We start from the raw sequence: 17,616 nt of genomic DNA, 5'->3' as shown, positions 1-17,616 counted from the left end.
CGAACCTACCGGTTCCCGTGGTCGGGGCGGGAGGCCGTCGTCGCGGCATGGGCGTGATGCCGGTCGCGCTGCGCCAGCGCGACGCCGCCGAGCAGGGCGGCGACGAGCGACCCGGCGAGCACCGCGACGACCACGTGCTCGTCGTGCGGGCTGCCGGGACCGAACGCGAGCTCGCCCACCAGCAGGGACACGGTGAACCCGATCCCGCCGAGCAGGCCGATCGCGGCGACGTCCGCCCAGCCCAGCCCGGGCGCCAGCGCGGCACGCGTGAAGCGGGCGACGAGATAGGTGGCGCCGAGGATGCCGATCGGCTTGCCCAGCACCAGCCCGAGGGCCACGCCCTGGGCCACCGGGTCCGCGAACGTCGTCTGCAGCGCGTCGGCGGAGAGGGTGACCCCCGCGGCGAACAGGGCGAACACCGGGACGGCGATGCCCGCCGACAGCGGTCGCCACACGTGCTCCCACCGTTCGGCCAGGGAGTCCTCCGGCAGCTCCGCCAGGCGCAGGGCCCGGCGGGTGGCCTCCGGGGTGCCCGGCACCACGAGCCCCAGCGCCACGCCGGCGATCGTCGCGTGCACCCCCGACGCGTGCACGGCGGCCCAGGCGACGACGCCGAGCGGCACCAGCAGCCACCCGCTGACCCACCCCCGCCGGATGGCGAGCGCGAAGACGACCACGACGCCGACCCCGACGGCGAGCCAGCGGGCCGAGACCGACTCGGTGTAGACGACCCCGATCACCAGGATCGCGAGGAGGTCGTCCACCACGGCGAGCGTGAGCAGGAACGCGCGCAGGGCGTTCGGCAGGCTGCGGCCGACGATCGCGAGCACCGAGACCGCGAACGCGATGTCCGTCGCGGTCGGGACCGCCCAGCCACGTGCGACCCCGTCGGCAGCGGTCAGGTTGACGGCGAGGTAGACGGTCGCGGGCACCAGCATGCCGCCGACCGCCGCGACGACCGGCACCACCGCGGTGCGCGGGTTGCGCAGCTCGCCGGCGACGATCTCGCGCTTGAGCTCGAGCCCGATCACGAAGAAGAAGATGGCGAGCAGGCCGTCGGTGGCCCAGGTGGCCAGGGTCAGGTCGAGGTGCAGCGCTGCGGGGCCCACGACGGTGTCGGAGACCGCCGTGTACGACGACGGCGCGAGGTTGGCCCAGAGCAGCGCCACGACCGTGCCGGCCAGCAGCAGGGCGCCACCGACGCGTTCCTCGCGCAGGGTGTCGAGCAGGTTGCGCTCGGACCCGGGGGAGAGGGCGGCGAACAGACGGCGGGCTGGTGTGGGCACGGGACCTCCGGGCAGGCGGACGGGACTGCCGACCAGGCTTCCCGGCACACCAGGAGTCAGGCTAGCGGGCTACGCCTCCGCGGGCTCCGGCAGCTCGGAGCGCCCGTCGACGCCGCCGCGGCGGTCCTTCGGCGGGTCGAACCGGTAGCCGACGTTGCGGACCGTGCCGATGAGCTGCTCGTGCTCGGGCCCGAGCTTGGCGCGCAGGCGTCGGACGTGCACGTCCACCGTCCGGGTGCCCCCGTAGTAGTCGTAGCCCCACACCTCCTGGAGCAGCTGGGCGCGGGTGAACACGCGGCCCGGGTGCTGCACCAGGTACTTGAGGAGCTCGAACTCCTTGTAGGTGAGGTCGAGCGGACGGCCGCGCAGGCGAGCGGTGTAGCCGCCGGCGTCGATGGTGAGCTCCCCGGAGGAGATCTCCTGTGGCGAGTCGTCGTACCGGGTGGTCGCGGCGCGCTCCATGACGAGCCGGAACCGCGTCTCCACCTCGGCCGGGTTGGCCGTCTCCAGGATGATGTCGTCCGCGCCCCACTCGGCGGTGACCACCGTGAGGCCGCCCTCGGTGAGCACGAGGATGAGCGGGACGGTCAGCCCGGTGGCGCGCAGCAGCCGGCAGGTGGTGCGGGCGGTGACCAGGTCCCGGCGCGCGTCGAGCACGACGATGTCCGCATCCGGTGCGTCCACGAGAGCCGACGGTTCGACGGGGAGCACACGGACACGGTGGGACAGCAGACCGAGGGCCGGGAGCACCTGGGCGGAGCCTCCGGACGCTGGAGTGAGCAGCAGCAGATCTGCCACCTGGAACCTCCCCGCGTGCGAGTGGGGGACACGGTACCGCGCGCTACGGGCAGGTTGCGCGCGGGTGTCGAGGGCTGGCGTGCATCGCCCACACGGATGACCTGTAACGCCGGTGAAACGGTGGCGAGATGCGACAATCGGCGGCGTGCTCCTCCCCTCCCTGTCGACCGGTCGCCTGCGCGCGCTCTCTCCGGCGCCGACCGTGACCACCGCGGGACGGTAGGGGACCTCATGCAGCTCGCCACCCGGGCGGTCGTCACCGCCGTGCTCGCCGCCGCCGTCGCGGTGGCCGGCTACCTCGGCGGTCTCCCGCTGAGCGTCACCGCCGCGGTGCTCGCCCTCGTGTTTGCGCTCGGCTGGCCGGCGCTCGCGGGCCTCCCGTTCGCCCCGGGCTCCGCCGCGGTGGTCGCGCTCGGTGGGGTCGGAGCGGTCGCCGTGGTCCACCTCACCACCACGCAGCCCTATCTCCGGGACCTGCCCGTGGTGTTCGCGGCCGCGATCCTGCTGGCGTTCATCAACGAGCTCCTGCGCCGCGACGGCCGCACCCGGTTGGTGGAGTCGGTGTCCGGGACGGTCGCCGGGACGCTGGTCGCGGTCGCGGTGTCCGGGTGGGTGGCGATCGGCCGGACGCCCGGGGGCGAGCCGATCGTGGTCGTCGGTGCTCTGGCGCTGGCGGTGGGCTCGGCCGTCGTGGCGCTGCACCTGGCCCCGTGGGTCGGCGCACTGGTCACCGCCGGGGCGGCGGCGGCTGCCGGGACCCTGGGCGCGCTGCTGCTCCCCGGGATCGACCCGCTCGCCGGTGCCCTGCTCGGCCTCGCGGTCGGCGTCCTCGTGGCCACGCTGCACGCGCTCTTCGACCAGCTGCCCTCGCTCCAGCGTCGGCTGCCGTCGCTCGCCGCGGTGACCCTGCCGGTGACCGTGACCGGCATCCTCGTGTATGTCGTCGGCCGGGTCCTGGTGGGCTGACCGTGGCCCGCATCCTTCTTGTCGTCGCCGTGCTGGCTCTGGCGACCGTGCTCGGGCTCTGGTGGCGTGCGCGCAACGGCCGGTACACCGCGGTCGACCCGGCGCTGCTCGCCTCTGCGCCCGCGGACGAGGTCGACGACTCGCGCCTCACCGCCGACCAGCTGGGTGCACCGCTCGGTGCGCGCGCGACGTTCGTGCAGTTCTCCAGCGAGGTCTGCGCGCCCTGCCGGCGCACCCACGCGGTGCTCGCGCAGGTGGTGTCCGAGCACGAGGGCCTCTCACACGTCGAGATGGACGTGGTCGAGCACCTCGATCTCGTGCGACGCTTCGGCATCATGCGCACCCCGACCACGCTCCTGCTCGACGCCCACGGCGTCGTGGTCGGCCGCATGTCCGGTGCCACGGACCGTCGCCACGCGCTCGCCGCGCTCGAGGCGTCGTGTCCGGGCGGGGTCCCGGCCGCCTGACGCTGCGCCCTGCGGGGTGAGCCGCCGGGTGTCGTGTCCCCGGCCGATGGACCCCACCCCTCGCACGGTCCCCAGGAGCTGCCATGTCCACGCCCGTCACCACCCGCACGTCCGCCCCCGCCGGCATCGACCCCCGCGGCCCGCGCTTCGGCGCGGCCCTCACGCTCGTCCTGCTCGTCGCCGTGCTGCTGCTGGGCACCACGCCCGCGGCCTACGCCGTCCTCGCGGTGATCGTCGCCAGCTTCGCGCTCGGTGCCTTCGGGGGCATCGGCCGCACCTGGCAGGGCTGGGTGTTCAGGAAGGTCGTCCGCCCGCGCCTCGCGGCGCCCGCCGAGCTGGAGGACCCCCGCCCGCCCACGTTCGCGCAGCTGGTCGGCCTCGTCATCACGGGCGTGGGCCTGGTGCTCGGGCTGGCCGGGGTGAGCGTCGCCGTCCCGGTCGCAGCCGCGCTCGCGCTGGTCGCCGCCTTCCTCAACGCGGTCTTCGGCCTGTGCCTCGGCTGCGAGCTGTACCTGCTGGGGCTGCGGCTGCGCGCGGGCCGCACCGCCTAGTAGACGAGCGCCTGCGCGCGCTCGGCCAGCGACTCCTCGACGAACACCACCGCGCCCGCGATCCGGATGCCGGGCACCACGTCCTGCGGGCCGATGCCCCGGCGCGCGGCGCACTGCGTGCACACCGTCACGCGGCCGCCCTCGAGCACCAGCTCCAGCAGCTCCGCCAGCGGGGTGGCGTGCTCGAGCACCAGGTCGCCCGCGCGGCCCGGCAGGGCGAACCACGCCGACTCGCCCGTGAGCCAGAGGCTGACCTCGGCGCCGGCCGCGACCGCTGCGGCGGCCACCGTGAAGGCCTGGTTGGTGGCCTCGGGGCGCTCGGTGCCGGACGTGGTCTTGATCACCAGGGGGCGTGGCGTAGCACTCATCGGAACAGGTTAGGGGTGCGCTCTCGTTAGGATCGTCGACATGACTGCGCTCGAGGGAGTCTTCATCGGCCTGCTGGTCGCCGCCACGCTGGTGATCGGCTGGTTCGCCTGCTTCGTCGTCTACCGGCTCTACAAGGGCCAGCGCTGACGTCGCCGTGATCGACCGGGAGGACCGCTGTGCCGTTCGTGCTGCCCGACCCCGAGGGCCTCGCTCCTGAGGTCTACCCGCTGGCCTGGCTGCTCGGCACCTGGCGCGGTGAGGGGGTCGTCGACTACCCCGGCATCGACGAGGCGACGTTCACCCAGGAGATCGTCATCGCCAGCGACGGCGGGCCGTACCTGTCGTACACGTCGACCATCCGGCTCGTCGTCGCGCCGTCCTCCACGGCCGCGCTCGAGGACGAGCCCCCCGCGCCGGTGTGGCAGACGGAGTCCGGCTACTGGCGGATCCCGCCCGAGCGGCCCACCGACTGGGGCCTCACCGCGGACCAGCACCCCGTCGAGCTGCTCGTGGCGGACCCGTCGGGCCACGTCGCCCTGTACATCGGCGCGGTCGGCAAGGGCCGGATCGACCTGGTCAGCGACGCGATCGTCCGGGCGGCCAGCGGTGCCGAGGTCAGCGCCGGCAAGCGCCTCTACGGCCTGGTGAACGGCGAGCTCATGTGGGCGCACGACCTCGCCGCGTTCGGGCATCCCATGCAGTCCTACGCCTCCGGCCGCCTCGCGCGCGTCGAGGCCCTCACCGACGACGAGGCCTGATGACCACCGACGCACCCGTAGAGACACCGGCCTCGCACGGCGAGCCCCCGCGGCACAGCAGCCCCCTGCTGGCCCGGCGGGGTGCGGTCCGCGCCGGCGGTCCCGACGACGGCGTGGCGTGGCACTACGGCGACCCGACGGCCGAGCAGCGCGCCCTGTCCCGCGGCGGCGCCGTGGTCGACCAGTCGTACCTGGGCGTCGTCACCGTCTCCGGCCCGGACCGGCTGACCTGGCTGAACTCGATCACGTCGCAGGAGCTGACGACGCTGGCCCCGCGCACGTCGACGGAGCTGCTGGTGCTCAGCCCGCAGGGGCACGTCGAGCACGCGGCCGGGGTCGTCGACGACGGCGAGACCACCTGGCTGCTCACCGAGACGCCGATCGCGCTGGCCGCCTGGCTGAACCGGATGAAGTTCATGCTCCGGGTCGAGATCGCGGACGTCACCGACGACTGGGCGGCCATCGGCGAGCCCGTAGACGCCGAGGGCACCGCCGACGAGCCGATCACCTGGCGCGACCCGTGGCCGACCACCGGCGCCGGTGGCACGCGGTACGGACCGGCCGACGAGGAGCACCCCGGCGCCGACCGCGACTGGCGGCTGGTGCTGGTGCCGCGCGACCGGCTGGTCGAGGAGGTGCGCGCCCGGGAGGCCGCCGGCTGGCCGCTCGTCGGCACGTGGGCCAGCGAGGCCGCGCGCGTCGAGGCGTGGCGCCCCCGCGCGTCCCACGAGGTCGACCACCGGACCATCCCGCACGAGCTGGACTGGCTGCGCACCGCCGTGCACCTGACCAAGGGCTGCTACCGCGGGCAGGAGACGGTCGCGCGGGTGCACAACCTCGGCCGGCCGCCGCGCCGCCTGGTGATGCTGCACCTCGACGGGTCGGGGCACCTGCTGCCGGAGCTCGGCGCGGCGGTGCACGACGTCGTGAAGACCGACAGCTCGCAGGAGCCAGGACGGGTGGTCGGGCAGGTGACCACCGTCGCGCGGCACCACGAGCTCGGTCCGGTCGCGCTGGCCGTGGTCAAGCGGTCGGTGCCGTCGGACGCCGAGCTGGTGGTCGACAGCGAGGCCGGCGCGGTCGCCGCAGGGCAGGAGCAGATCGTGCCCGGCGACGGGGTGTCCGTGGACCGGCCGGCCGCCCGCGGACCCCTGACCCGCGGCCTGGGGCAGCACCCGATGCTGTGAGCGCCTGGTGACGGGCACCGACTCGCGCGCCCGTGTGGTCGTCCGGGCGCGGGTCCGACAGGGGTCGTCCCGCGTCCGCGCGGCCTGGTTCCCGATCCTCCAGGCGTCGCTGGCCGCGGCGATCTCGTTCGCGATCGCCAAGTACGCGGTGGGCCACCCGTACCCGTTCTTCGCACCGGTCAGCGCCTGGATCGCGCTCGGGTTCACCACGGACCGGTCGGTGCGCCGGGTGGCGGAGCTGGCGGTCGGCGTGGCCATCGGCGTCGGGCTCGGTGACCTGCTGGTGCACCTCATCGGCAACGGACCCTGGCAGGTCGCGGTGGTGCTCTTCGTCGCGGCGATCCTGGCCCGGTTCCTCGACCGTGGCGGGATGCTCACCACGCAGGCGGGCGTGCAGGCGCTGGTCATCGTCGGCCTGCCGGCGATCGGCGCGACGGGTGGACCGCTCGGCCGGTGGATCGACGCGGCCATCGGGGGTGCGGTCGCGCTCGCGGTCGCGCTGCTCACCCCGCGCGACCCACGGCGGCACCTGCGCGTGCTCGCCCGCGCCGCGGTGGAGGACCTGGCCGCCGTGCTCCGCCTCCTGGCCAGCGGGCTGCGGACCGGGTCGACGGCCGACGTCCAGGACGCGCTGGTGCGCGGGCGGGCGTCGCAGCCGGCCCTCGACGAGTGGTCCGAGACCGCGACCAGCGCGGGCGAGCTGGCCCGGGTGTCCCCGACCATCCGCAAGTACCGCGCGGAGCTTGCCGGCCTCGGTGGCAACGCCGTGCTCATCGACCGCGCCATGCGCAATGCGCGCGTCCTGGCCCGCCGGTCCCGGTCGACGGTCGACGCGCAGAGCCACGACCTGACGATGATCGCCGCGCAGGTGGAGGACACCGCACGCGCCACCGACGAGCTCGCCGCGGCGCTCGGGACCGGCCGGGACCCGGAGCGGGCGCGGGCGCAGCTGCTCGCGGTCTCCCGTTCGCTCGACCCGTTCCGGCTGGCCGCCAGCGACTGGCAGGTGCAGAGCCTCGTCCTGCTGCACCGCTCGTTGGTGGTCGACCTGCTGGAGACGGCCGGTGTCGATCCGCAGGCCGCCCGAGACTCCCTCCCGGAGATGTGACCGGCCGACGTCCCGGTTCGGTACGGTCGCTGCGTGGACGTCCCGGTCAGCGCGCTGCGCGCAGAGCTCAGGCAGTGGATCGAGGCCGCGCGCGCCGGGGAGGACGTGGTGATCACCGAGCGCGGGATCCCCGTGGCCCGGCTCAGCGGCATCGAGTCGGCGGACCTGCTGACCCGCCTCGAGCGCGACGGCCTGCTGACCACACCGGCGTCCACGCCGCGGCCCGCCGCCCGCGCCGGTGACCGGTCCGCCGCCAAGGGCGGGGTCTCGGACCTGGTCCGCCGGCTGCGCCGCTGAGATGGCGATCGTCTACCTGGACACCAGCGCGCTGGTGAAGCTCTGCGTCGCGGAGCCCGGGTCCGCGCTCGTCGCGGCACTGTGGGACGGCGCCGACCTCGTGGTCACGTCCCGGCTGGCCGATGCCGAGGTGCGGGCGGTGCTCGCGGGCGGGCGGCGCGCCGGACGGCTGGAGCCCGAGGCCGCCGCGCAGGCGCTGGCCGCGTGGGAGCGGTTGTGGCCCGCGCTGCACGTGCTGGAGCTGCGGGACGTCGTGACCGCGTCGGCCGCCGCGCTGGTCGGCCGGCACCCGTTGCGGGCCGCTGACGCCCTGCACCTCGCCTCCGCGCTGGAGCTGCGGTCGCCGGACCTGGTGGTCGCAGCCTGGGACGAGCACCTCGCCGCGGCGGCGCGGGCCGAGGGGCTGCTCGTCGTGCCGTGACGTCTCGTAGGCTCACCCCGTGATCGCCAGCGCGCAGGTCGTCATCTTCGTCGTCTTCTACATCGCCATCTTCGGGCTGAGCCTGTGGGCGCTCATCGACCTGCTCGGGCGGCCCGCGAGCGCGTTCCCGCAGGCGGGCAAGCGGACCAAGGGGCTCTGGGGGGCGATCGTCGGTGTCGCCACGGCCGTGTCCTTCAGCGTCATCCCGATCCCCGGCGTGCCGCACCTGCCGTCGTTCCTGGCCCTGCTCGCCGCGGTGGGCGCCATCGTCTACCTCGTGGACGTCAAGCCCGCCGTGCAGCCGTACTCGCGCCGTCGTGGACCCCGAGGCCCGAGCGGTCCGTCCGGCGGTTGGTGAGCGTGCCCGACATCGGCACGGACGCGGTCCCGCTGGCGCGGGTGCTGCGTGGGGGACTCGTCGAGTCCGTGCACGCCGGGCACGTGCTGGTGCTCGCGCCCGACGGGTCCGAGCGGCTGGTGCTCGGCGACGCCGACGCGACCCTCTGGGCACGGTCGTCGCTCAAGCCGCTCCAGGCGGTCGCGATGCTCCGTTCCGGCCTGGACGTCGACGGCGCCGCGCTCGCGCTCGTGTGCGCCAGCCACAACGCCGAGCGGGGGCACCTGGACGTCGTGCGGGAGCTGCTCGCCGGCGCCGACCTGGGGCCCGACGACCTGCGGAACACCCCCGACTGGCCGCTCGACGCCGACTCCGCCTGGCAGTGGCGCGCGGACGGGCACGGCACCGAGCCGCTCACGCAGAACTGCTCGGGCAAGCACGCCGGGATGCTGGCCACGTGCGTCGCGGCCGGCTGGTCCACGGAGGACTACCTCGACCCCGAGCACCCGCTCCAGCGGGCCACCCGGGACGTGATCGGGGAGCTGACCGGGGTGCCCGTCGAGCGGGTGACGGTCGACGGCTGCGGCGCCCCCCTGTTCTCCACCACGTTGCGCGGGCTGGCCCGGTCGTTCGGGCGGCTGGCGTCGGGCGACGGGCTCGAGGGGCGCGTCGGCAGGGCGATGTCCGGGCACCCCTGGCACGTCGCCGGGACCGGCAGGGACGCCACGCGGTTCATGGAGGCCGTCCCCGGTCTCGTCGCCAAGGACGGGGCCGACGGGGTGTACGCGGCGGGCCTGCCGGACGGCGGGGCGGTCGCGGTGAAGATCGTCGACGGCTCCTCGCGGCCGCGGCCGGCTGTCCTCGCGGCAGCCCTGGTGGTGGCCGGCGTCGACCCCGCGCTGGTCGAGCCCGTCGGGCTCACGCCCGTGCTGGGCCACGGCGCCCCGGTGGGCGAGGTCGTCGCGGCCTTCGGCGCATGAGGGCGGTCGTCCAGCGCGTCACGCGCGCGTCGGTCACGGTCGACGGGATCGTCGTCGGCGTGATCGACCGGCCAGGGTTGGTGGCGCTGGTCGGCGTGACGCCCGGCGACGGTCCGGCGCAGGTGGAGCTGATCGCGCGCAAGATCGCCGAGCTGCGCATCCTGCGCGACGAGCAGTGCGCGGTCGACGTCGGCGCCCCGGTGCTCGTCGTCAGCCAGTTCACGCTCTACGCCGACACCCGCAAGGGCCGTCGCCCCACGTGGAACGCGGCCGCACCGGGGCCGGTGGCGCAGCCGCTGGTCGAGGCGGTGGTCGACGCGCTGCGCGCCCGCGGGCTCGAGGTGGCCACCGGGGTGTTCGGCGCGGACATGGCGGTCGAGCTGGTCAACGACGGCCCGGTGACGATCGTGCTGGAGTCGGTGCCGGACGCCTGACGCTAGATGTGCCCGCAGTCGGTGATCACGACGCTCAGCAGCTCGAGCCCCGTCGGCGCCGCGGGCGGGTCGACCACCGCGCTGTCGGCGCCGTCGACGAACGCCACCCCGAAGCCGTCACGGCAGAACCCCCCGGCGTTCTCCGCCCGCCACCCGTCCGCCACGAGGCCCACGCCCACCTCCGCCTGGGCCGCACCCGGGTCCGGCACGGCGTACAGGTGGACCACGCGCGAGCACTCCTGCATGCACAGGCCGTTCTCGACGCTCGACGTGGTCATCAGCTGCGCACCCGTCGCCACCGGGAGGGACGCCCCGACGCTCGTCATGCGGGCCAGGCTCGGCCCGCCGAGCGTGCCGAGCGCCAGCCCGAGGGCGAGCAGGACCACGGCCGAGCCGGCCAGGAGCGCCCAGCGTCGGCGCGCCGCCCGGACGACGAGCCACGTCGGGGCGAGCGCGGTGAGCATCGCGACGACGGCCACCACCCCGTCGGACGGCTTGCCCGCGGTCCCGGTGAGCAGCAGCACGGCGGCGATCGCGAAGGTCCAGACAGCCCACAGGACGAGGAGCCCGATGCCGCGGGCGACCCAGCGGGGGTTGGTGCGCCGGTCCGGCGGGAACAGGTCGGCAGAGGTGGTCGTCACGGCATGCCCTCCTGGCCGCAGCACCGCGGCCGTCGTGATTGCGACTCGCCACCGGGTCCCGCGTGCGGTCCGGCGGCCCACACCGAACCAGGATCCGGATCGGTGCGCAGGGTCTGTGACCGCACTCCACTCGAACGAGGGAGGTTCGAGGGCGGCCGGCACCACGAACGGTCGGTCGTGCCACACGGAGAGGGCCCCTCGGAGTAAGCGTCCGAGGGGCCCTACCGTGTTCGCAGGTCTTCCGTCCCCGGCGGACCGGGAACCGACGCCGCGCTGACGGTGCGGCTACGTCCCGACGCCCGGTTCGCCACCGGTGTGGTCACCCCGAGGGGCTCCGACACCAGCGGCCCGCCGTGAGCGGGACGACTGCGAGCAACCAACCGGCGCCTTGACGACCCCCGCGTCGTCATCCGCGGGTCGTCGTGTTGCCACGACGATGTGGTCGTCCGTTCTCCGGTCGGCCCGACATCCACAGCCTGTCATCGCCGGCGCCACCTCCCCGAAGGGCGTTCTGCGCCGCCTGCGTGAGGCCCCGAGAGGCCCCGAGCGTCGAGGTTCGTCTCTCTCCTGAGCATCCGTCCACCCGGTCCACGTGAACCCCGAAGAGTCCACCTGACCTGCGGTTTCAGTCTCCCCTGGAGGGATCCTTCACCTGCGGTTCTCGATCTGTCGATCTCGATGTGAGATTTCTAGTCCTGTTCGGGAAGGGGCCACAAGGGCTTCCGCGACCCTATTTTGTCCACCGACTTACCCACAGCCTTGTCCACAGGTTCACCTGCGGAAACATCCGGTTAACACAGGGCTGTGGACAGAATTTGTGGACGAGTCGCGTGTCGTTCACCCGTCCGCGCGCGGCCCCCTTGTAGCCTGATCACCGGTGAAGGCCCCTCGGAGTAAGCGTCCGAGGGGCCTTACCCATGTCCGCGGGTCATGATGGCGGGGTGCTGATCGAGGCGGTCCGGGGCGACATCACGACGCAGGACGTCGACGTCGTCGTCAACGCGGCGAACTCGTCCCTGCTCGGCGGCGGGGGTGTCGACGGTGCGATCCACGCCGCCGCCGGCCCGGAGCTGCTGGCGGCCTGCCGGGAGCTGCGGCGGACCACGCTGCCCGACGGGTTGCCCGTGGGCGACGCCGTCGCGACCCCCGGGTTCCGGCTCCCCGCGCGGTGGGTGGTGCACACGGTCGGGCCCAACCGGCACGCCGGGCAGACCGATCCCGTCCTGCTCGCGTCGTGCTTCTCGCGGTCGCTGGACGTGGTGCGCGAGCTCGGTGCGAGCACCGTCGCGTTCCCCGCGGTGAGCGCCGGGGTCTACGGCTGGGCGGTCGAGGAGGTCGCGGAGGTCGCCGTCCGGGCGGTCCGCGGCCACGGGGAGGCCCACGGCGTCGCGCTCGTGCGGTTCGTGCTCTTCTCCCCGCAGGCGCTGGAGGCCTTCCGGGCGGTGCTCGACGCCCGCTAGCGTCGTGAGCATGCCCGAGCTGCTGCCGGCGCTGCCGGATGCCGAGTTCCGTCGCGTGCTGTGCGTCGTGGCCCACCCCGACGACGTCGAGTACGGCACGTCCTCCGCGGTGGCCGTCTGGACGGCACGCGGGGTCGAGGTCGCCTACCTGGTGCTCACCCACGGGGAGGCCGGCATGGACGCGTCCCCGCCCGACCGCACCCGCGAGATCCGCACCCGCGAGCAGGTCACCGGGTCCGCCGCGGTGGGCGTGACGGACGTGCGGTTCCTGGAGCACCCCGACGGCGTGCTCCAGTACGGGCTGCCCCTGCGGCGGGACATCGCGCGGCGCATCCGGGAGTACCGGCCCGACGTGGTGCTCACCGGGTCGTGGGAGGTCGAGTTCGTGGCCGGGCTCAACATGGCCGATCACCGGGTCGCCGGCCTGGCCACGCTCGACGCGGTGCGCGACGCCGGCAACCGGTGGGTGTTCACCGAGCTGCTGGACGACGACGGCCTGGAGCCCTGGCAGGTGCGCTGGCTGCTGGTGGGCGGCGACCCCCGTCCGACGCACGGCGTGGACGTCACCGGGGACGCGCTGGCGGCCGGGATCGCGTCGCTGGAGGCGCACGCCGAGTACCTCGCCGGGCTGCCCGGCCATCCCGCGCCCCGGCACATGCTCCCGATGATCGCGGGCATGCAGGGACGCGCGATGGGGGTCGAGCACGCCGTGCTGTTCCGCGCCTACGACCTGCAGGCGCCGCCTCCGATGCTTGACGAGTAGCTAGCGGGTGATGTCGCGGCCGTGGGCCGTCAGCGCCCAGATCACGAGCACGTTCAGCGTGATGATGATGACGCTCCACACCGGGTAGTACGGCAGCCACAGGAAGTTCAGCAGGGCGCCCAGGCCGGCCAGGAACACCCCCACGCTGCGGGCCCAGACCGAGCCGGTGAGCACGAAGTACCCGGCGGCGGCGATGACGGTCCCGGTGATCAGGTGGATCCAGCCCCACGTCGTGACGTCGAACGAGAACGTCCACTCCGGGCCGACCAGGTACAGCGTGTCGCCGAGCAGCGCGACCAGGCCCTCGACGGCCTGGAAGACCCCGACGAGCAGCATGAGCACCGCGGCGAAGACGGTCAGTCCTACCGCGAACGAGTTCCGGTTCTCAGTCATGTCAGTCCTTCCTCGACGTGCGTGGGTGGGGGTCATCCCCAGACGGCAGCCTCGACCGGCGCGGCCGGTGGCACGTAGGGGAGCCTGGCCATGCGGAACGAGACCAGCAGTCCGGCGAGCGCGGCGACCAGCGGGACGAGCATGGCGATCTGCAGGGCGAGCGGCCGGGCCTCGGTGTTGATCCGGATGATCTCGTCCTGCGTGTCCTGCGGCTGACCGACGAGCAGGTTCTCGAGCTCGGTGGTGCTCACCACCTGCGCGTCGTGCTCCAGCACCTCCGCCACCTGCGTCTGCTCGGCGGCGTCCAGCACGGTGCTGTCAGCCGCCATCGACGTGAAGATCGTCGAGAGAGCGGCCAGCAGGATCGCGCCGGCGAACGCGAGACCGAAGGAGAGCCCGAACGAGCCGGCCGCGGAGTTGATCCCGGCCGCCTCACTGACGCGCTCCTCGGTGATCGGCGCGAGCGTGTAGTTGTTCAGCTGGGACACCAGCAGACCGAGGCCGGACCCGGCCACGAGCAGCGGGACCACCAGCCACCAGCCGGAGTCCGCCCGCGGCACGACGAGGATCACGGTCGCGATGCCGACGAGCAGGAGCGTGAACCCCCACCGGATGATGCCGCTCGGGTTGTGGGTGCCGGCCTTCTTGCCGGCGACGAGCGCGACGGCGAACATGCTCAGCGACAGCGGTGCGATGGACAGCCCGGCCCCCATCGCGCTGTACTCCAGCACCACCTGGAGGTAGATCGGCAGCGCGATCATGGTGCCGCCGAGGGCGATCTGCTGGAGCGACTGCTCGGTGATCCCGAACCGGAACACCTTCGACGCGAACAGGTCCGGGTCGATCAGGGTCGGCTGCGCCAACCGCCTGCGTCGACGGAGCCATACGACGAGCGAGCCGAGCGCCACGACTCCGACGGCCAGGATCGCGACCACCGACTCGCCACCCTCCTGCCAGACCAGGATGCCGAGCACCACACCGCCCATGCCGAGCACCGAGAGCACGGCCCCGACCCCGTCGATGTGACGGGATCCTGTGTACGGGACGTCCTTGACCAGGCGGATCCCCGAGAGCACGACGGCGATGATCACGACCTCGAGCAGGAACGCCAGCCGCCACGACAGGTACGTGGTGATGAACCCGCCGAGCAGGGGGCCGACCGCCGCCGCGATCGCCGCGGCCGCGCCGACCAGGGCGAACGCCTTGCGCTGGGCCGCACCGGCGAAGTTGCCGTGGATGAGCGACTGCATCGCCGGGAGGAGCAGGGACGCACCGAGGCCGCCGATGACGGCCCAGAAGACGATGATCGCCGTCAGGCTCTGCGCGAGGGTCATGGCCAGGGCACCGACGGCGTAGGCGAGCAGACCCACGACGTACGCCCACTTGCGACCGAACAGGTCGCCGATCTTGCTGCCGATGAGGATGAACGCGGCCGAGACGAGGGCCTCCAGGGCGATCGCGGACTGCACCCCGCTGACGGTCGTGTCGAGGTCGCGGACCACCGCCGAGATCGATACGTTCATCAGCGACGTGTCCACGACGAGGACGAACATCGCCATCGCCAGCAGGATGGCGAGACGGGGATTCCCCGCGGACGCTCCGGCGTCGTCCTGCGGCGTGCTGGTCATGTCGATCCCCTCGTCTCAGGCCCGGGCCCGCGCCGGGCTCACCGCCTCGGGGGGAGCGAGCACGGGCTGGGTGGCCCTGCGGCGCATGAGCACCTTGTCGACCTCCGCGACGACGGGCAGCAGCAGCGCGAGCCCCAGGCAGGCGAGCCACTGGGACCCGGTGAGCGGCTGCGTCGTGAGCCAGCGCTGCAGGAAGCCCAGCTCGGTGGCCAGCACGACGAGGATCACCGGCACCGAGAGCACCTTGACCGCGGTCAGCACCGGAGCGGCCAGGCCGGACTCCGGCTCGCGGCGCAGGACGAGGCCGGACAGGACCGAACCGAGTCCCATGACGACGAACGCCATCGTCATCGACGCCGTCGGGTGGTCGGCGGCCGGGGTGTCGGGACCGAGCACCAGCGGGATCGCCGAGGCGATGCACAGGATCGCGCCGTTGATGATCCAGCGGCGCACGGCGGGGCCGTTGGTGATCCCGACGTCCGGGTCGCGCGGCGCCCGGTCCATGATCCCGGGTCCCACCGGGTCGAGCATGATGGCGATCACGGGGAACACGCAGACGAAGAAGTTGAGGAACAGCACCATCATCGGGGTCATCGCGACACCGTCGGCGATGTCGAAGACGCTGGCCGCCAGGAACAGGACCACCAGACCGATGAGCTGGCTCATCTGGAAGCGGATGTACGCGGTGATCTTCTGGTAGATGCTGCGGCCCAGCTCGACGGCGTGCACCAGGGTGCTGAAGTTGTCGTCGGTGAGCACCAGGCGAGCCGCCTGCTTGGTGACCTCGCTGCCGGAGCCCATCGCGACGCCGATGTCGGCCTGCTTGATCGCGGCGGCGTCGTTGACCGCGTCGCCCGTCATGGCGACCACCAGGCCCTGCTTCTGCATGAGCTGGACCAGCCGGAGCTTGTCCTCGGGGGTGACGCGGCCGAACACGTGCAGGTTCGGCAGCCGCTCGAGCAGCTCCTCGTCGGTGAGGGCGGCCAGCTCGGGTCCGCTGATCGCTCCCGGGCCGAGCCCGAGCTGCTTGCCGATCGCGCTCGCGGTCACCGCGTGGTCGCCGGTGATCATGCGGACCTCGATGCCGGCCTTCAGCGCGATGTCGACGGCCACCTTGGCGGTGGGCCGCAGCGGGTCGACGATGCCGACCAGACCGACGAACACGAGCTCCTCGACGTAGGACATCGGGTCGACCACCAGGGCGGCCTCGTCGGCCGGCGTGAGGAACCGTGTCGCGAAGGCGAGCGTGCGCAGACCCTGCTCGGCGAGCCGCTCCATCTCCGCCTCGATGTCGGCGCGCATGTCCTCCAGCGGGACGGTCTGGCCGGGACCGGCGAGGGCGTGCGTGCAGCGCTGCAGGACGACGTCCGGGCCGCCCTTGACCACCTCGACGAGCGACCGGTCGCCGCGCCAGGGCAGCCAGTGGGCGGTGGCCATGAACTTGTAGGCCGAGTCGAACGGCACCTCCGCGACACGGGGGTACGTCCGGCGGCTCTCCTCCGCGTCGATGCCCAGCTTCGCGGCGAGCACCACGAGCGCCGCCTCGGTCGGGTCGCCGATGACGCCCCCGGAGTCGGACACCGTCGCGTCGCTGGCCAGGCACAGGCCGTACGCGAGCGGGGTCAGGTCCGGGACGTCCGCGCCCGCCGTCTGCAGGATGCGGCCCGTCTTCGCGTACCCGCTGCCCTCGACGGTGAAGTGCTGACCGATCGTGTACAGCGCGGTCACCGTCATCTCGTTGAGAGTCAGCGTGCCCGTCTTGTCGGAGTTGATCGAGCTGGTAGCCCCGAGCGTCTCGACGTCGTTGAGGTTGGCGACGACGGCCTTCGCGTCGGCCAGCTGGCGGGCCCCGTACGCGAGCATGGCCTGCACGAACGTGGGGAGACCCGTCGGGATCGCGGAGATGGCGACCGCGGTGGCGAGGAACAGCAGGTCGCTCGGCGACTGGCCGCGCAGGACCCCGATCAGCACGATGACCGCCACCGCGCTCCAGGCGATGACCCCGAGCACCTTGGTCAGCTTGTCGAGCTCGCGCTGCAGCGGCGACTTCGTCTTCTCCACCGACGACAGCAGGGTGGCGATGTTGCCGATCTGCGTCGTCATGCCCGTCGCGGTGACGAGCATCGTGCCGGTGCCGCGGGTGACCGACGTGTTCTGGAACGCCATGTTGGCGCGGTCGCCGAGCGGGACCTCCGCGTCGGCGAGGGTGATCACGTCCTTGCCGATCGGGGTGCTCTCGCCGGTCAGCGCCGCCTCCTGCGTCTCCATCGTGGCGGTCCGCAGCAGCCGGCCGTCGGCAGGCACGATGTCGCCAGCCTCGAGCTCGACGATGTCGCCAGGCACCAGCTCGCTCGCGGGGATCTGCACCAGGGCGCCGTCCCGCCGCACGCGCGACTGCGGCTCCTGCATGGTGGCCAGCGCGTCGACGCTCTTGCGCGCGAGCATCTCCTGGCGGGCCCCGATGACCACGTTCACCACGACCAGGAACCCGACGATGAGCGCGGTCGAGCCCTGCCCGATCGCGGCGCTCACGGCGGCGACGGCCACGAGCATGATGTTCATCGGGTCGCGCAGCTGCGCGAGCACCACCGACCACACGGACGGCGCGGCCTGCGCGGTGAGCGTGTTGGGTCCGTAGCGCTCTCGGCGGGCAGTCACCTCCGCCGTGGTCAGCCCGGCCGCGAGGTCCGTGCCGAGCTGCGCGCTCGCGGCCTCGGGGTCGAGCGCCCACCACCGGGTGGGAGCTTCAGTGCTGCTGAGAGTGTCTGTCAC

Annotated in this window: 20 protein-coding genes; 13 read left to right on the top strand and 7 right to left on the bottom strand. The window is 73.4% G+C overall.

Going from position 1 to position 17,616, the window contains the following annotated elements:
• Positions 1-5: 5 nt before the first annotated feature.
• Both nhaA and ACO06A_RS06110 read right to left on the bottom strand, forming a co-directional pair.
• Complete coding sequence (nhaA, locus tag ACO06A_RS06115; RefSeq protein WP_421735148.1) at positions 6-1,286, bottom strand: Na+/H+ antiporter NhaA; 1,281 nt, start codon at positions 1,284-1,286, stop codon at positions 6-8.
• Between the two features lie 69 nt (positions 1,287-1,355).
• Positions 1,356-2,084, bottom strand: coding sequence for a winged helix-turn-helix transcriptional regulator (locus tag ACO06A_RS06110; protein ID WP_421735147.1), 729 nt, complete (start codon positions 2,082-2,084; stop codon positions 1,356-1,358).
• A gap of 231 nt (positions 2,085-2,315) precedes the next feature.
• On the opposite strand from ACO06A_RS06110, the gene ACO06A_RS06105 reads away from it, so the two are divergent.
• The 3 genes from ACO06A_RS06105 (at position 2,316) to ACO06A_RS06095 (ending at position 4,068) form a co-directional block, all read left to right on the top strand.
• Entirely contained in the window at positions 2,316-3,050 is a 735-nt protein-coding gene (locus ACO06A_RS06105; protein WP_421735146.1) for a hypothetical protein, read from the top strand.
• A gap of 2 nt (positions 3,051-3,052) precedes the next feature.
• A complete protein-coding gene (locus tag ACO06A_RS06100) occupies positions 3,053-3,517 on the top strand; it encodes a thioredoxin family protein (RefSeq protein ID WP_421735145.1) in 465 nt (154 codons plus the stop codon).
• Positions 3,518-3,600: 83 nt separating this feature from the next.
• Positions 3,601-4,068: a DUF4395 domain-containing protein gene (locus ACO06A_RS06095; protein ID WP_421735144.1), complete on the top strand. Its 468-nt coding sequence runs from the start codon at positions 3,601-3,603 to the stop codon at positions 4,066-4,068.
• Here the strand turns inward: ACO06A_RS06095 and ACO06A_RS06090 are convergent.
• Entirely contained in the window at positions 4,065-4,436 is a 372-nt protein-coding gene (locus ACO06A_RS06090; protein WP_421735143.1) for a DsrE family protein, read from the bottom strand. The two genes, ACO06A_RS06095 and ACO06A_RS06090, sit on opposite strands and share 4 nt — an antisense overlap.
• Before the next feature lie 177 nt (positions 4,437-4,613).
• Here ACO06A_RS06090 and ACO06A_RS06085 point away from each other — a divergent pair, with 177 nt between their 5' ends.
• Genes ACO06A_RS06085 through dtd form a run of 8 tightly spaced genes read left to right on the top strand, consistent with a single transcriptional unit; the run spans position 4,614 to position 9,959 of the window.
• Positions 4,614-5,195 carry an FABP family protein gene (locus ACO06A_RS06085; RefSeq protein ID WP_421735142.1) on the top strand — a complete coding sequence of 194 codons (582 nt, stop codon included), beginning with the start codon at positions 4,614-4,616 and terminating at the stop codon, positions 5,193-5,195.
• Positions 5,195-6,382 carry a YgfZ/GcvT domain-containing protein gene (locus ACO06A_RS06080; RefSeq protein ID WP_421735141.1) on the top strand — a complete coding sequence of 396 codons (1,188 nt, stop codon included), beginning with the start codon at positions 5,195-5,197 and terminating at the stop codon, positions 6,380-6,382. Before ACO06A_RS06085 ends, ACO06A_RS06080 begins: the two co-directional genes overlap by 1 nt.
• Positions 6,383-6,389: 7 nt before the next feature.
• Positions 6,390-7,490: an FUSC family protein gene (locus ACO06A_RS06075; RefSeq protein ID WP_421735140.1), complete on the top strand. Its 1,101-nt coding sequence runs from the start codon at positions 6,390-6,392 to the stop codon at positions 7,488-7,490.
• 33 nt (positions 7,491-7,523) lie between these two features.
• A complete protein-coding gene (locus ACO06A_RS06070) occupies positions 7,524-7,787 on the top strand; it encodes a type II toxin-antitoxin system Phd/YefM family antitoxin (RefSeq protein WP_421735139.1) in 264 nt (87 codons plus the stop codon).
• Position 7,788: 1 nt separating this feature from the next.
• Positions 7,789-8,208 (top strand): type II toxin-antitoxin system VapC family toxin, encoded by a 420-nt coding sequence (locus tag ACO06A_RS06065; protein WP_421735138.1) that lies wholly within the window; start codon positions 7,789-7,791, stop codon positions 8,206-8,208.
• Between the two features lie 19 nt (positions 8,209-8,227).
• Positions 8,228-8,566, top strand: coding sequence for a DUF2516 family protein (locus ACO06A_RS06060; RefSeq protein ID WP_421735137.1), 339 nt, complete (start codon positions 8,228-8,230; stop codon positions 8,564-8,566).
• A gap of 11 nt (positions 8,567-8,577) precedes the next feature.
• Positions 8,578-9,525, top strand: a complete 948-nt coding sequence (locus tag ACO06A_RS06055) for an asparaginase (RefSeq protein ID WP_421736023.1) — start codon at positions 8,578-8,580, stop codon at positions 9,523-9,525.
• Positions 9,522-9,959 carry a D-aminoacyl-tRNA deacylase gene (gene dtd, locus ACO06A_RS06050; RefSeq protein WP_421735136.1) on the top strand — a complete coding sequence of 146 codons (438 nt, stop codon included), beginning with the start codon at positions 9,522-9,524 and terminating at the stop codon, positions 9,957-9,959. The genes ACO06A_RS06055 and dtd overlap by 4 nt, the downstream gene beginning before the upstream one ends.
• 2 nt (positions 9,960-9,961) lie before the next feature.
• On the opposite strand, the gene ACO06A_RS06045 is transcribed toward dtd, so the two are convergent.
• Positions 9,962-10,600, bottom strand: a complete 639-nt coding sequence (locus ACO06A_RS06045) for a hypothetical protein (RefSeq protein ID WP_421735135.1) — start codon at positions 10,598-10,600, stop codon at positions 9,962-9,964.
• A gap of 941 nt (positions 10,601-11,541) precedes the next feature.
• Between ACO06A_RS06045 and ACO06A_RS06040 the strand changes: the two genes are divergently transcribed.
• Both ACO06A_RS06040 and ACO06A_RS06035 read left to right on the top strand, forming a co-directional pair.
• Positions 11,542-12,060: an O-acetyl-ADP-ribose deacetylase gene (locus ACO06A_RS06040; RefSeq protein WP_421735134.1), complete on the top strand. Its 519-nt coding sequence runs from the start codon at positions 11,542-11,544 to the stop codon at positions 12,058-12,060.
• A gap of 10 nt (positions 12,061-12,070) precedes the next feature.
• Entirely contained in the window at positions 12,071-12,823 is a 753-nt protein-coding gene (locus ACO06A_RS06035) for a PIG-L deacetylase family protein (protein ID WP_421735133.1), read from the top strand.
• Here the strand turns inward: ACO06A_RS06035 and ACO06A_RS06030 are convergent, their stop codons facing one another.
• Genes ACO06A_RS06030 through ACO06A_RS06020 form a run of 3 tightly spaced genes read right to left on the bottom strand, consistent with a single transcriptional unit; the run spans position 12,824 to position 17,616 of the window.
• The gene (locus ACO06A_RS06030) at positions 12,824-13,216 is read right to left on the bottom strand and encodes a DUF7144 family membrane protein (RefSeq protein WP_421735132.1); all 393 of its coding nucleotides are present in this window, start codon (positions 13,214-13,216) and stop codon (positions 12,824-12,826) included. It lies immediately after the preceding gene.
• Between the two features lie 32 nt (positions 13,217-13,248).
• Positions 13,249-14,844 carry an MFS transporter gene (locus tag ACO06A_RS06025; RefSeq protein WP_421735131.1) on the bottom strand — a complete coding sequence of 532 codons (1,596 nt, stop codon included), beginning with the start codon at positions 14,842-14,844 and terminating at the stop codon, positions 13,249-13,251.
• A gap of 15 nt (positions 14,845-14,859) precedes the next feature.
• A complete protein-coding gene (locus tag ACO06A_RS06020) occupies positions 14,860-17,616 on the bottom strand; it encodes a cation-translocating P-type ATPase (RefSeq protein ID WP_421735130.1) in 2,757 nt (918 codons plus the stop codon).

It is taken from the genome of Cellulomonas sp. (assembly GCF_965229465.1).
Taxonomy (GTDB): Bacteria; Actinomycetota; Actinomycetes; order Actinomycetales; family Cellulomonadaceae; genus Cellulomonas.
The sequence above is the reverse complement of the archived record's forward strand: the minus strand, read 5'-3'. Positions and strand labels throughout refer to the sequence as shown.

Excerpts from the sequence above, each read along its gene's own strand:
- ACO06A_RS06080 (WP_421735141.1), top strand. The coding sequence starts at position 5,195 with ATGACCACCGACGCACCCGTAGAGACACCGGCCTCGCACGGCGAGCCC.
- ACO06A_RS06105 (WP_421735146.1), top strand. The coding sequence starts at position 2,316 with ATGCAGCTCGCCACCCGGGCGGTCGTCACCGCCGTGCTCGCCGCCGCC.
- ACO06A_RS06030 (WP_421735132.1), bottom strand. The coding sequence starts at position 13,216 with ATGACTGAGAACCGGAACTCGTTCGCGGTAGGACTGACCGTCTTCGCC.
- dtd (WP_421735136.1), top strand. The coding sequence starts at position 9,522 with ATGAGGGCGGTCGTCCAGCGCGTCACGCGCGCGTCGGTCACGGTCGAC.
- ACO06A_RS06035 (WP_421735133.1), top strand. The coding sequence starts at position 12,071 with ATGCCCGAGCTGCTGCCGGCGCTGCCGGATGCCGAGTTCCGTCGCGTG.
- ACO06A_RS06090 (WP_421735143.1), bottom strand. The coding sequence starts at position 4,436 with ATGAGTGCTACGCCACGCCCCCTGGTGATCAAGACCACGTCCGGCACC.
- ACO06A_RS06025 (WP_421735131.1), bottom strand. The coding sequence starts at position 14,844 with ATGACCAGCACGCCGCAGGACGACGCCGGAGCGTCCGCGGGGAATCCC.
- ACO06A_RS06095 (WP_421735144.1), top strand. The coding sequence starts at position 3,601 with ATGTCCACGCCCGTCACCACCCGCACGTCCGCCCCCGCCGGCATCGAC.
- ACO06A_RS06065 (WP_421735138.1), top strand. The coding sequence starts at position 7,789 with ATGGCGATCGTCTACCTGGACACCAGCGCGCTGGTGAAGCTCTGCGTC.